Below are 13609 nucleotides of genomic sequence, written 5' to 3'. Positions count from 1 at the left end.
CCAACCGGGAGGACAACCTCCCGTTTGGCGTTTTTAAACCTGAACCGTACTTGAACCGATCCACCCGGCATCGCCGACGCACGGAGCCCCTTCATGTCCACCGTATCCGGTATCTCGAACGCGAATCTGGCCTCCAGCGCCGCAGCGTCGGCCAATAGCGCGCTGCAGCAAGCCGCGCAGTCGGTCATCAGCGGCTCGACCGGCAATTCGTCGATGGACGTGAGCTCGCTCGTCACGGCGCTCGTCAATAGCAAGATCGCGGGCCAGGCGGCGACACTGTCTTCGCAGGCTCAACTGGACAACACGCAGATCTCCGCATACGGCACGCTCTCGGCTGCGCTTTCGGCGCTGCAGGCGGGCCTCACTTCGCTCTCGGACGGCACGACCGTCAACGCCTTCAAGGCGAGCACGAGCGGCACGGGCATCGCGGCCACGGCGGCCAGCGGAGCGGTGGCGGGGACGTATTCGATCGACGTCGCGCAGATCGCGACCGCGCAGGTCCTCACGTCGAGGGGCTACGGCGCAAGCCAGCCGCTCGCTTCGGTGCCGAGCACGATGACGCTCTCGATCGGCGGCGCGAGCACCACGATTTCACTGGACAGCAGCAACAGCACGGTTTCCGGCATTGCGGCGGCGATCAACAGCGCGAGCAACAATCCCGGCGTGACGGCCACGGTCGTGAACGGCGCCGATGGCGCGCACCTCGTGCTGCACGCGAATGCCACCGGATCGCAGAACGCCATCAGCATTCAGGTCAGCGATACGGCCACGGGCGACCCGCTGAACGGCCTGGCGGTTACCGGCAACGCCGGCACGTCGCTTAGCGGCAACGCGAGCGCGACCAGTGCGCAGCTCACGGCCAACCAGTCGACGCTCAGCAACGTGCAGACTTCCGGCTCGCCGGCCACGCCCAACTGGAGCCAGACCACCGCCGCGCAGGATGCGTACTTCACGCTCGACGGCACCGGCGTGACCAACGCGACGAACTCGGTGACTACCGCGCTTGCGGGCGTCACGCTGAGCCTGAGCGCAGCATCGGTGGACACCACGGGTACATCGCCGCAAACGCTCACGATCGCGCAGGACACGAGCTCGCAGTCGAATGCGATCAACAATTTCGTCACGCTCTACAACACGCTCGTGACGACCATGGGCACGCTTACCGCGTACAGCTCGACCGCGACTTCGCAGGGCGTGCTGCTCGGCGACTCGACGCTGAACCTCGTGCGCAACCAGTTGGCCTCGATCGTCGCAACCGGCGTGAAGAACGGCAACACGACCACGAGTCTCGCGACGATCGGTGTGACGCTGAACGCCGACGGTTCGCTCGCGGTCGACAGCAGCACGCTGAGCAGCGCGCTGCAGAACAACCAGGCCACGTTGGCCAAGCTGTTCAGCTCGACCAATGGCGTGGCCGCGCAACTGAACACCAATATCACGAGCTATCTGTCGAGCAGCGGCGCGATCCAGACGCGCACCAAGGCGCTCAATACGGACCTCACGAATCTCTCGTCGCAGCAGTCGTCGCTAGCGACGTATCAGTCACAGCTCACCAGCATGTACACCGCGCAATTCACGGCGCTCAATACGCTGATGGCGACGATGAGCAACAACCAGCAATATCTCACCCAGCTATTCGGCGGCCAGAACAGCGCGGGCGCGATGGCCACCAACAAGAACTGACGAGGTCACCGGTCATGCAAGCACTGGCCCAGATCGAACGCATCCAGCGGTTCACGAAAGACATCGAGCAGGCGGCCGCCGTGGGCGAGTGGGAGCGCGCCGCGCAGCTCGCGGGCGAGCGCTCGCCGCTGCTGATGGCGCTTTCCGCGCAGCAGTCAGCCGATGCGCTCGCCATGCTGCGGGAAATCCAGGCGATCGACCTGCGCATCGCACAAGCCGCGCAAGCTGCCCAGGAGTCCTTGAGCGCGGAATACCGCACGGCCATGCAGGCCACTAGCAACGCCAATCAGTATCAGCGCATCGCTCAGTTCTGAGCGAGGGGGCGGCGACTGCCCGCCCCGATCGGCCCCCGTCGGCCCCAATTCGTCCCCCGCTCCGCCAATGGGGTATCTCCCGATACCTCGCCCGCCTCGCAACACCTCGTTGAATTCCCCACTTCCCCGGGCTTGATGACTAAAGCGCATCAGGTCGTGCATAGATATCGGTTGATACCGGTCCGGTGGCTGCCGACAATGCCACTGCATCTTCAAAACACATCAGTTTCCGATGCGAAATTTTCTTGCAAACCGCGGCCGCGGCTTGGCTTGCCTGGAGCATTGCCGGGGCTTCGGTCTGCGTGTATAGTCTGTTTCAGCAACAATATTTCCTATCGGAAACATCGACGAGGTCTCCCAGTGAACGCATCCACCATCCTTTCGGAACTTGGCATTTCCCATCTCGCCGAGGCCGGCGACATCGCCGTGCATTCACCCATCAATGGCGAACTGATTGGCCGCGTGGCGAGCCAGTCCGTCGCTCAAGCCGACGCCGCGCTGGCGAAGGCGCACGAGGCATTCAAGACCTGGCGCAACGTGCCGGCGCCGCGACGCGGGGAACTGGTGCGCGTGCTCGGCAACAAGCTGCGCGAGCGCAAGGCCGCGCTGGGCGCCATCATCACGCTCGAAACCGGCAAGATCCTTCAGGAAGGGCTGGGCGAAGTGCAGGAGATGATCGACATCTGCGACTTCGCTGTGGGCCTGTCGCGTCAACTGTACGGCTTGACCATCGCTTCGGAGCGCCCCGGCCACCGCATGGCCGAAAGCTGGCATCCGATGGGGGTGTGCACGGTGATCTCGGCGTTCAATTTTCCGGCAGCCGTGTGGTCTTGGAATGCCGCGCTCGCGCTGGTGTGCGGCAACGCGGTGATCTGGAAGCCTTCGGAAAAGACGCCGCTGACCGCACTGGCCGTCGACAAGATTCTGCAGGACGCGCTCAAGGAATTCGGCGGCGCGCCCGAGGGGCTTACGAGCCTCGTGACCGGCGGGCGCGACGTAGGCGCGAAGCTGGTGGCCGACCCGCGCTCGAATATCGTGAGCGCCACGGGCAGCACCGAAATGGGCCGCGCGGTGGGCGTGGAAGTCGCGCGCCGCTTTGGCCGCACGATTCTGGAGCTCGGCGGCAATAACGCGGGCATCGTTTCGGGCACCGCCGACATGGAGCTCGCGCTGCGCGGCATCCTGTTCTCGGCGGTCGGCACCGCGGGCCAGCGCTGCACGTCGCTGCGCCGCCTGTTCGTTCACGAAAGCGTTTATGAGCAGACCGTGGAGCGCCTGAAGACGTTCTACGGCAAGGTTTCGATCGGCAATCCGCTGGAGCAGGGCACGCTGATGGGGCCGCTCATCGACGAGCAATCGTTCAATCGCATGCAGGCGGCGCTGGAAAAGGCCCGCAGCGAAGGCGGCAAGGTCTTCGGCGGCGAGCGCCACGTGGTCGCGGGCAACGAGAAGGGCTTCTACGTGCGCCCGGCCATCGTCGAGATGCCCGCGCAAACCGAGGTCGTGCTCACCGAGACCTTCGCGCCCATTCTTTACGTGCTCAAGTACAGCCGTTTCGAGGACGCCATCGAAGCCAACAACGCCGCGCATCACGGCCTGTCGTCGTGCGTGTTCACGACCGATCTGCGCGAAAGCGAGCGTTTCCTTTCGGCATCGGGCAGCGATTGCGGCATTGCCAATGTGAACATTGGCCCGAGCGGCGCGGAAATCGGCGGTGCATTCGGCGGCGAGAAGGAAACCGGCGGCGGCCGCGAGTCGGGCTCGGACGCGTGGAAGGCCTATATGCGGCGCGCGACGAACACCGTGAACTTCTCGTCGGCGCTGCCGCTCGCACAAGGCATCGACTTCAACATCGACTAAAAAACGCAATCTGGAGCGAGTCGTGAGCGCAAAAGTCGTAATCGTTGGCGGCGGGGTGATCGGTAGCTCTATTGCGTACTTCTTGCGCGCAACGGACCCGACGATAGGCGTGACGGTGATCGAGCGGGATCCGAGCTATGCGAGGTCGTCGTCGGCGTTGTCGGCGGCCTCGATCCGGCAGCAGTTCTCCACGCCGCTGTCGATTCAGATGTCGCTGTACGGCATCGAATTTCTTCGCGATATCGGCGAGCGTCTCGCGGTGGACGGCCACAAGCCGTCCATCGACCTGCACGAGGGCGGCTATCTGTTTCTGGCCACGCCCTCGGGCGAGGCCACGCTGCGCGAGAACCACGCGCTGCAAACGCGCCTGGGCGCGGATATCGCGCTGCTCTCGCCGGACGCGCTCAAGCAAAAGTTTCCGTGGCTGAACGTGGACGATATTGCCGCCGGCGCCTATGGCGTGAGCGGCGAAGGCTGGTTCGACGGCTATGGGCTCGTGCAGGCGCTGCGCAAGAAGGCGCAGTCGCTGGGCGCGCGCTACGTGGCGGCGGATGTGCATGGTCTCGAGCTCGATGGCCGCAAGGTCACGCACGTGCTGGCGAGCAACGGCGAGCGTTATGCCTGCGATACGCTCGTGAATGCCGCGGGTGCATGGGCGCGCCGCATCGCCGAAATGATGGGCATCGACATTCCGGTGTATGCGCGGCGGCGCAGTATTTTCAATGTGTCGTCGCCGGCGCGTCTTGCGAATAGCCCGCTGCTGATCGATCCCACCGGCGTTTACTTCCGACCCGAAGGCATGACGTACATCACCGGGACCTCGCCGGGCGAAGAGAACGACCCGAACGATCTGCCGCTCGACGAAGTCGATCACAATCTGTTCGACGAAGTCATCTGGCCGACGCTCGCGCACCGGGTGCCGGAATTCGAGGCGCTGCGCGTCGAGCATTGCTGGTCCGGCTACTACGAATACAACGTGTTCGACCACAACGCGATCATCGGCTATCACCCGGCGATCGAAAACTGCGTGTTCGCCAATGGCTATAGCGGCCACGGCTTGCAGCAGGGGCCGGCGACGGGGCGCGGCGTGAGCGAGCTCATTATCGGCGGCAAGTACGCGAGCCTCGATCTGTCTTCCCTGAGCTGGGACCGTGTGCTGGAGAATCGTCCCATCGTCGAAAAGAACGTCGTGTAGTTCGTCGTGTAATTCGGGCGTATTTCACCCTTCCTTACTGGGCTGGCTGGCTGGCGCTTCTCGACGCTTCCTGGTGCTTGAAGCGCAACGCCAGCCAGCAGACTCCCACGCCCAGCCCGCCCACGAGGCCGCCAAACGTGCCGGTCCACGGCAGCCCGAAATCGTGGGCGATATGGTTGCCAAGCAGCGCGCCGGCGCCAATGCCCACGTTATACAAACCTGAATAGATCGACACAGCGAGATCCGTTGCTTCGGGCGCGAGCTTCAGGATCCAGGCCTGCATCGCCAGACCGAAACACACGATCGCGCCGCCCCAGACCACGGTATGCACGGAGAGCGTGACGATGCCGAGCGCGCACGGAAACAGGACCAGCAGGCACGAGGCTAGCGTGACGATCGACGCCAGCAAAAATTGTTTCGGATACCTTGGGAAAATGCGGTTGAAGCAAATCGCAGCGGGAATGCCGGCGCTGCCGAACAACACCAGAATATAGGTAATGCGGCTTTCGCTCGCGTGATTGACGGCCTGCACGAAGGGCTCGATATACGTGTACGACGTAAAGTGCGCGGAGACGACCAGAATCGTGATCAGGTAGAGCAGGGCGAGCGTCGGCTTTCTGAATAGCGTGGGCAGGTTCCTGAGCGAACCCGATTGCAGGCTATGAAGCTGGGGCACGGTGGCGCGCAGCATCAGCAAGACAATGGCCGCCGCGCCCGCAATCGCGAGGAACGTGACGCGCCAGCCCAGCGTCTCGCCAATGACGCGTCCGAGCGGGATGCCGGCCACCATGGCAATCGAGGTGCCCATGGCGAGCAGGCCGAGCGCCTGGCCTTTCCTCGATGGCGGCGCGATCCTCACCACGAGCGAGACCGAGATCGACCAGAAGATCGCGTGCGCGCAGGCAATGCCCAATCGGCCCGCTATCAGCGCGGGAAAGTTCCAGGCGATCGAAGTGACGATGTGACTGACGATGAACAGCACGAACACGCCGGTCAGCAGCTTGCGGCGCTCGACGGCGCGCGTGAGCACGGTCAGCGGAAGTGACACCACGGCCACCGTCCACGCATAAATCGTCAGCATGAGGCCGACGTTGGTGGCCTGCATGTGAAGGCTGTCGCCAATCGCGCTGAGCAGCGCGACGGGCACGAATTCGGTGGTATTGAAAATAAAGGCGGAAAGCGCCAATGCCACCACACCCCACCAGGCGTGTTCGGCGGGCGCCAGTTCAGGTTTGGACATACCCGGATCGGACAAAAAACGACGAAGGCGAATTATCGCGCGTATTGAGTCGTATACTCCGGAGCGCGTGCGGCGGCGGTGAGGCACGGCGCGATCCGGCCCGCCGTGCGGGCATGAATGGTAAGCTTGCCGGTGTCAAATCGCCGGGGTCTGGAAAATCCGGCCCCCACGCCCACCCTGTTTCTTTCATCAGATGGATACGCTCAACTGCATGCGGATCTTCGTCCGCGTTGCCGAAGAAGGCGGCTTTACGGCTGCCGCCCACCGCCTCGACATCACGACCGCATTTGCGTCGCGCGCGGTGGCGAGCCTCGAAACGCATCTGCAAGCGCGCCTGCTCAATCGCAGCACACGCCGCGTCGCGCTCACCGAAGCCGGCGAGCGCTATTTGCGGCGCTGCGAGCAGATTCTCGCGTACATCGATCAGGCCGAAGCCGAGGCGGGCGACGCGCAAGCGCTGCCGTCCGGCAGGCTGCGGGTTCATGCCACTACGAGCTTCGGGCAGGCTTATCTGGTGCCCGCCATCATGGAGTACCAGAAGCGCTATCCCTCGGTAGCGGTGGAACTCACGCTCTCGCAGCACGTTCCCGATTTGCTCGACGAAGGGTATGACGTGACGCTTCAACTGAGTTCGGCGGAACTGCCCGACTCGGCGCTCGTTTCGCAGACGCTAGGCTGGGTGCATAGCGTGCTGTGCGCTTCGCCCGGCTATCTGGGCGCGCGCGGCGCGCCGCACAGTGTCGCCGAGCTGGCGGACCATGCATGTCTTCAGTTGATCACGCCGGTTTTCCCGCGCGATCGCTGGCATCTCGAAGGGCCGGACGGCGCGGAAACATTTGAATTGCCGCCCTCGACGTTTCAGGTGAATGTTGCGGACGCGCTCGCCGGCGCATTGCGCGAGGGCGCGGGGATTGGGTCGTTGCCCATGTCGAGCGCGGTGCCTGCGCTGCGCAGTGGTTCTTTGCTGCGGGTATTGCCCGATTATCTGCTGCAGAAGCTCACGGTGTATGCGATGTATGCATCGCGGCAATATCTCGACGCGAAGATCAGAACTTTCGTCGACTTTCTCAAGGAGTTCATTCCGCAGGCGCTCATGGCCGACGAGGCGGCGCTGCGGATGCCGGATCATTGCTCGCGGGCGGCGTAGGGTAAGGGCGGTGGCCGAATCCTGGTTTTGGTCGCCGGTTTTCCTTGGCTACGTACCCGCGTGCGTACCGCAATGGAGTCGTTCAGTAGTTCACGCTCATTCACGATGAGGTAGAGGCTCGTCAATATTCGGGTACATGGACCCGATTACGATGTTGAACCTGGTTAATCGCGGCTCGCTGTTCTCGGGTAAGCCGCAAAACGTTCTGCTTGCTCCTGGTACGCACAGCAGAGACAGCCCAAGGTTCAAAGTCCATGAGCACGCGCGTTCCTCCTCTACCCACAGCATCGCCAGCACCCGCCTATACGCCGCTGAACTGGGCCTTTCCATTCACGCCGTCCGGCAATGGTGGCGCCACCGACCCGTTGACGTACATGAAGGCGCTGGCGAAGGCCGAGGACGGTTTCTATCCGCTTGGCGTCAGCGGAATATGGCACGGCGGCGTGCACTTCGACCGCAACACCGCCGCGATGCTCAAGCAGGATGAAGGCGTGCGCGCCATCGCCGACGGCGAGATCGTGGCCTACCGGCTAGACAGTAAGTATTCCGAACAGATCTGGCGCGACAATCGCAAGGCACTCTACTCGACGGGCTTTGTGCTGATCCGTCACAGGCTGCCGCTGCCGCCGGCGTCTGGTGCCACGGGCAAGCCCGCGTCGGACGAAACGCTGACGTTCTTCAGCCTGTACATGCACCTGATGGACTGGAACAGCTATCAGGCCGCGAAGAAACAACCTGATCCGGCCACACCGCACCTGGAGCCGATGCCGTTCTGGGAAGGCGAGCGCTACTACCGCGTGGGCGACAGGTCGAACGACATGCAAACGCTGCCGAAGCCAAAGCCGCCGCAGCCCGTGCCGGTGGACATCGCGAACCGGGACCTGCTTGGCGAATTCATCGATGCGGATTTCGTCGTTCCACCCCAGCCGCCCGTAGTCCAGCCGGTTGACAACACGCCGCCCCCCGCGCCCGTGAAGGGCATCCACTTCGCGACCTGGCGAATGGCAGAATCATCGGCATCCTGCCCCGTGGCGCTGAACTCCTGCTGTCCGAATCGGACCCGAGACATCCCGGCTGGCGAAAGATCAAGGCGCTCAGAAGCGGCGAGCCGGTCGCCCCGATTGCCGGCCAGCGGGTATCGGAGCATGCACGGTGGAGCTGGGTGTATGCGAAGGAACTCGATGCGGTTCTCGATCCGAAACCACTCGATACGGTGGTGGTGCTGAAACAGCCGTATCCCGTGAAGGCCGGCGACGTGGTGGGCCAGATGGGCCACTACGTGCGTTACACGGAAGCGAAGCTGCTGCCCCCGAAGCCGACCCGGCCGCTGCTGCATCTCGAGGTATTCGCGGGCCCGGAATTGCCGGCGTTCATCGAAAAGAGCCGCGCACGCGCAAAAGCGTTGCCGGCGGTGAAGACGTTTCTGGAGATTTCGCCCGGTGCGCGACTCGTCATGGAGATCCCCGGGCCGGACCGGACGCTGCCCCAGAGCGCAGGTGGCCTGAAGCTCGTGCCGGTGGGCAAGGCGGCGGGTTCGCGCTGGGTCAGGGTCCAGCCGAAGACGGTGACGATGCCCGCACGTGGAGGACACCGTGGCCAGCGCCCAACCCCGACGCTGACGAACGCCGGTTCCCCGGTGTGGGTGGAAGCCCAACTCGCGAACACAACGGCAACCGGTGTCGTAAAGGGATGGTCGGATTTCCCGCTGAATATCTCCAATGCGAAAGGCCCGGGCGCGGACTTCCGCGACGTATTCCGGCGCACCGATCTGGACCGGCTGGGCGCAGGTAATGTCGCCGTCGACGACAAGGGGCTGCACTGGTGGAACATCACGATCGGGACGAAGGATGGCTCAACCCTGCAAGGCTGGGTGTGCGAGGCACATCATCCGCTCGCGCGCCTGTGTGGCCCGTGGGACTGGCCGGGGTTCGAACTCGTCGACAACATCAGCTTCAGACCGGTCGACCTGTTCAAACGGCACCTCCATGTCACGGACCAGTATCTGGCCGACGAGGACAAGACGGTGTTCGAGCCGAGCGCGCTGAAGGTGAATGCCGGCGATCTGATCGTCAAGCTGGAGAAGGCGATCGATGCGAACCACGACGGCAAGGTGACGGCGTACGAGTTGCAGCAGGCGCGGGAAACCCCGTGGATGGCCGAGGCGATCACGCATCTGGTGGTGCGCTCGGAAACCGAATGGGGCGGCGGGATGGGCAAGTGGGAAGAGATGTCGCCGCTGATGAAGAATCTGCTGTGGCTGTGGCAGTCCGAGATAGAGCGGATCGGGAAACTGCAGTGGTGGGAGCAGGTGACTTCCGTCGAGGGATTTCCGAAGGAGCCAGCGCCGTGGCATTTTCATCCGGTGGGGGTGGTGGGGAATTTTATAACCTCCGATTGCTGTGCAATTACGGTCGACCTCTTGGAAAAAGTGCTGGAAAAATCTGGAGACTGGTTTACAGGAAAAGGAGGCTCGCCATCCTTTGTGCTTCATTTTTCAGAAAAATATCCGAATATCTACAAATTTGATAAATATGAATTTGTTTCACTACTCAATGAAAAAATGAAATCATACGGTATCGTCGAATGCTATCAAAGGGCTCACTTTCTTGCACAATGTTTTCACGAATCCGCAAGATTCGAAACAACAATAGAGTTTGCCTCTGGGGAAGGCTACAATCCGGGAATGCACAGGGATGCCATTAAAAATGGCAATACAGTCATGGGCGATGGACCAAAGTACAAAGGAAAGGGACTAATTCAATTGACATGGAAAAACACATATAAGGCGTACTCAGAGCATAGAGGAGTAGATTTTGTTTCTAACCCTGACCTGATAGCTTTGGACATGGAAAACGCAATTGATGCGTCTTGCTGGTTCTGGCGTCGAAAAGGAGGGATCGAGAAAAAATACAGTGCCAAGGGCGACATTAATGTTCTTATCGAGCATGAGAAAAATAATGTCACCCTGATTACTTTAGCCGTAAATGGTGGAAGCAACGGATTAAACGAGCGTCAAGTGCTTTTTGATAAAATCAAAAAAGAATGGGGGTTGAAGTGAAAGCTCATGAAATCAAACTACTGCTAAGCCAAAGCATAGCTTATACAGTCGCCATAATGGCGATCGCGACTTCTATCGCAGAAGCCAAGAATAGCCCACTCTCGGTCGACGCCGCAGGGGAAATCCAGCTTTGCAGCGAAAATTTTAATTGCAAACGCATCGTTCCGACTGGTGAATTGAAAAAGGTTATCGATAATGGCTATGAGCACATATCCATAGCAGATCTCTACAATGATGGCAATCGAGAGATTGTAGCGACAAGTGGCGGCATCAACGAATGTTCAAAATTTTTCTCATTTGACGAAAAAACTTTTAAATTTTCTCCTCTCAATTTTTCACATAGAGATATATGCAATTATAAAATTTTCGAGAATAACTTGATTAGCTCATACAAGCTCGGCGCAAAACAGTATGAAGATATCTACGAGTTGAAAATGGCACCTATCAACTTGCCTTGAGCGATAGCTGTGTTGGGTGTGATCAGATAACGCGCTCGGTTTACAAGGGCGGCCATCTGACAGAAAAATTTCTGGTTACCAATCAAAAAATCTATTCGCTACGACTACCAGTCACAACGTCCATAATCACCGAAAAAGCATGGTTATACACAGATCATCTTGATTCAGCCAAGACGAAAATGTACTTGGTCAGGGGAGATAATGTTCAGCTTATCGAATTCAACAGCTCGAACGGTTTTTGGTATTTCGTGAGATATCCATCAAAAAGACACGGCATCATTTTAAAATGGATTAAGTGCGAAGATTTGTCCGCGTGTAAATAGCCACGCACTCTCTGAATGGTTTCCGACGAGCGTTGTGTAATTTATTTTACTCATGATCAACCTAATCCGCATCAACGACAAAACTACCCACGGCGGCAAAGTAGAAACCGGCTCGCCAACCATGCGCTTCGAAGGACGCCACGTCGCGCGCAAAGGCGACCGCGTCTCCTGCCCCCAACATCCAGACGTATCACCAAACGTTAATCGAAGAAGGCGACCCGTCAATGACTGACGGTGGCATTCCGATCGCCCGCCACGGCCACCGGGCAACCTGCGGATGCCACCTGATATCAAGCCTGATCTGACCGCCTCATATCAACTGCGAACGTCCCGCACGAAATGGACAGCGCCGTATGCCAACCATCCCGAGAGCCTGCAAGACGGCCACCTGCATGTCACGGACCAGTATCTGGCCGACGAGGACAAGACGGTGTTCGAGCCGAGCGCGCTGAAGGTGAATGCCGGCGATCTGATCGTCAAGCTGGAGAAGGCGATCGATGCGAACCACGACGGCAAGGTGACGGCGTACGAGTTGCAGCAGGCGCGGGAAACCCCGTGGATGGCCGAGGCGATCACGCATCTGGTGGTGCGCTCGGAAACCGAATGGGGCGGCGGGATGGGCAAGTGGGAAGAGATGTCGCCGCTGATGAAGAATCTGCTGTGGCTGTGGCAGTCCGAGATAGAGCGGATCGGGAATCTGCAGTGGTGGGAGCAGGTGACTTCCGTCGAGGGATTTCCGCAAGAGCCGACGCCGTGGCATTTTCATCCGGTGGGGGTGGTGGGGAATTTTGCTTCCGGCGGCAGCCCTGCGAAGACCCTCTCCGACAAAGGCATCTATTTCATCTTCATGCAGGAACATCTCGCCGGCACAACCAACAAGCTGCATTGGCCGGGCGGCGCAAGCGGCGTGACGCTAGGCGCGGGCTACGACATGAAAGCACGCGCACCCCAAAGCATCGTGATCGACATGAAGTCCATTGGACTTGACGCTGCAACAGCGCGTGCCATTTCCGCTGGCGCGGGTCTTCAGGGTCATTCAGCGCGGAATTTCTGTGCGCAACACACCCATATCGTCAATCTAAGCGATGAAAAGCAGATCGAACTGCTACACAAAACCGTTCCCGCATATATTCGCATGGTAAATACCTCAGTGAAGGTCAACTTAATGAAGAACGAATTCGATGCCCTCGTCAGTTATGCATATAACCCCGGCGGCGGATGGACCAAGGTAACCGATATGATTAATCGAGGTCAGATCTCCTCGGCGATGGATGAAATCAGCAAATATGTTTACTCGGGCGGCTCGATTTTCGACGGTCTCGTGAAGCGCCGCAAAGATGAAATCACGCTCTACACTAGTGGGCGTTACGAATATCACGGCCGCCCCTTGCCACCGCGAAATTGATCAAACCATAGAAACAAAATCTCAACATGACGGCAATTTAGAAAATGCGCCACCTCTTCAGCCCGCTTGTATTTTTTCTTGGCATATTCAACTCGTTTGGTGCGACGCTGCCGGATACCCTTACAGGCATATGGCAGGTTAAGGAGGTTCACCTTAATACACAATTGGGACGTACCACCGAGTACACATGGAACGATCCACGCCTAACGGGGCGTATCTTCAATTTCACGCGCAACGATGTCACTCACGATGCCTATGACTCCCCGGATCATTGCGTGAATCCCGAGGTGCGCTACATCGAAACATCGTTGAATGATCTGATGCTGCGCAGTGTCGGTGGCTACGGTTATCCGCCGGTGGCAAGTCTCGACCCTGCACGTGACTACAAGCTTGAAACCAGCGGTACAACGCAAGTCCGCGCGTTAAGTCTCACATGCGCGAAAAGCGTGTGGCAAGGCGACCTCGGCGTGTCCTATGGCGAACTCGGAAAGGCAACTGTGCCAGGCGCCTGGGCCGTCCCAATTAGTCGCGAAGAGATGTACCTGCGCTGGCGCGACGAAACCATCCTCGTGCTCAGAAAGGTCCCACACAACGCTTCGATCGAAGCTTCGTTCCGATGTGACAGGACGTCCAACGCAACCGAGCACGCGATTTGCAATTCGTACCAGTTGGCCGCCTTTGACCAGAGTATTGCGCAAGCCTACGGACGCGCGATGATGCAGGCAAAAACATCGGAAACACAGACAGTCACGCTCAGCCGCAGTCAGCGCCAGTGGATCAAGCATCGAGATGCGTGTGGCCCGGATGCAGCGTGCATACTCAAGTCAATGCAAGCGCGCCTTGAAGCGCTCTCCACAACGGGCTCCAATTAAGCTTGGCGCGCGGATTGATATTTATGCAGTCAGATCTACAAAGCAAATACTAGT

At 59.8% G+C, this 13609-nt stretch carries 9 protein-coding genes and 3 pseudogenes; 11 read left to right on the top strand and 1 reads right to left on the bottom strand.

Annotation, left to right across the window (positions count from 1 at the left end):
• Positions 1-93 precede the first annotated feature (93 nt).
• The 4 genes from fliD to P5W99_RS23085 all read left to right on the top strand — a co-directional run bounded on the left by fliD (position 94) and on the right by P5W99_RS23085 (position 5052).
• A complete protein-coding gene (gene fliD, locus P5W99_RS23100; protein ID WP_421025707.1) occupies positions 94-1683 on the top strand; it encodes a flagellar filament capping protein FliD in 1590 nt (529 codons plus the stop codon).
• Positions 1684-1697: 14 nt separating this feature from the next.
• Positions 1698-1997, top strand: coding sequence for a flagellar protein FliT (fliT, locus tag P5W99_RS23095; RefSeq protein WP_421025706.1), 300 nt, complete (start codon positions 1698-1700; stop codon positions 1995-1997).
• A 360-nt stretch (positions 1998-2357) separates the two neighbouring features.
• A complete protein-coding gene (gene amaB, locus P5W99_RS23090) occupies positions 2358-3857 on the top strand; it encodes an L-piperidine-6-carboxylate dehydrogenase (RefSeq protein WP_421025705.1) in 1500 nt (499 codons plus the stop codon).
• Positions 3858-3879: 22 nt separating this feature from the next.
• A complete protein-coding gene (locus P5W99_RS23085) occupies positions 3880-5052 on the top strand; it encodes an NAD(P)/FAD-dependent oxidoreductase (protein ID WP_434663135.1) in 1173 nt (390 codons plus the stop codon).
• Positions 5053-5086: 34 nt separating this feature from the next.
• On the opposite strand, the gene P5W99_RS23080 is transcribed toward P5W99_RS23085, so the two are convergent.
• On the bottom strand, positions 5087-6292 hold the full coding sequence (locus tag P5W99_RS23080) for a sugar transporter (protein ID WP_434663132.1): 1206 nt from the start codon (positions 6290-6292) through the stop codon (positions 5087-5089).
• Positions 6293-6485: 193 nt separating this feature from the next.
• Between P5W99_RS23080 and P5W99_RS23075 the strand changes: the two genes are divergently transcribed.
• The 7 genes and pseudogenes from P5W99_RS23075 to P5W99_RS23045 all read left to right on the top strand — a co-directional run bounded on the left by P5W99_RS23075 (position 6486) and on the right by P5W99_RS23045 (position 13555).
• On the top strand, positions 6486-7439 hold the full coding sequence (locus P5W99_RS23075; RefSeq protein WP_421025702.1) for a LysR family transcriptional regulator: 954 nt from the start codon (positions 6486-6488) through the stop codon (positions 7437-7439).
• A 254-nt stretch (positions 7440-7693) separates the two neighbouring features.
• Positions 7694-9921, top strand: a pseudogene (locus P5W99_RS23070) (hypothetical protein); the annotation flags it as partial.
• 78 nt (positions 9922-9999) lie between these two features.
• Complete coding sequence (locus tag P5W99_RS23065) at positions 10000-10497, top strand: glycoside hydrolase family 19 protein (protein ID WP_421027021.1); 498 nt, start codon at positions 10000-10002, stop codon at positions 10495-10497.
• Positions 10494-10955 (top strand): hypothetical protein, encoded by a 462-nt coding sequence (locus P5W99_RS23060; RefSeq protein ID WP_421025701.1) that lies wholly within the window; start codon positions 10494-10496, stop codon positions 10953-10955. The genes P5W99_RS23065 and P5W99_RS23060 overlap by 4 nt, the downstream gene beginning before the upstream one ends.
• Before the next feature lie 375 nt (positions 10956-11330).
• Positions 11331-11583 (top strand): annotated as a pseudogene (locus tag P5W99_RS23055) (PAAR domain-containing protein).
• A gap of 83 nt (positions 11584-11666) precedes the next feature.
• Positions 11667-12683 (top strand): annotated as a pseudogene (locus tag P5W99_RS23050) (glycoside hydrolase family protein); the annotation flags it as partial.
• A 44-nt stretch (positions 12684-12727) separates the two neighbouring features.
• Entirely contained in the window at positions 12728-13555 is an 828-nt protein-coding gene (locus P5W99_RS23045) for a lysozyme inhibitor LprI family protein (protein WP_421025700.1), read from the top strand.
• Positions 13556-13609 lie beyond the last annotated feature (54 nt).

The sequence above is a fragment of the Paraburkholderia sp. A3BS-1L genome (assembly GCF_051125215.1).
In the GTDB taxonomy this organism is placed as follows: Bacteria; Pseudomonadota; Gammaproteobacteria; order Burkholderiales; family Burkholderiaceae; genus Paraburkholderia.
The sequence above is the reverse complement of the archived record's forward strand: the minus strand, read 5'-3'. Positions and strand labels throughout refer to the sequence as shown.

What these genes read in the sequence shown, in the direction of transcription:
- P5W99_RS23045 (WP_421025700.1), top strand. Translation starts at nt 12,728, where the DNA reads ATGCGCCACCTCTTCAGCCCGCTTGTATTTTTTCTTGGCATATTCAAC.
- P5W99_RS23075 (WP_421025702.1), top strand. Translation starts at nt 6,486, where the DNA reads ATGGATACGCTCAACTGCATGCGGATCTTCGTCCGCGTTGCCGAAGAA.
- fliD (WP_421025707.1), top strand. Translation starts at nt 94, where the DNA reads ATGTCCACCGTATCCGGTATCTCGAACGCGAATCTGGCCTCCAGCGCC.
- P5W99_RS23065 (WP_421027021.1), top strand. Translation starts at nt 10,000, where the DNA reads ATGAAATCATACGGTATCGTCGAATGCTATCAAAGGGCTCACTTTCTT.
- fliT (WP_421025706.1), top strand. Translation starts at nt 1,698, where the DNA reads ATGCAAGCACTGGCCCAGATCGAACGCATCCAGCGGTTCACGAAAGAC.
- P5W99_RS23080 (WP_434663132.1), bottom strand. Translation starts at nt 6,292, where the DNA reads ATGTCCAAACCTGAACTGGCGCCCGCCGAACACGCCTGGTGGGGTGTG.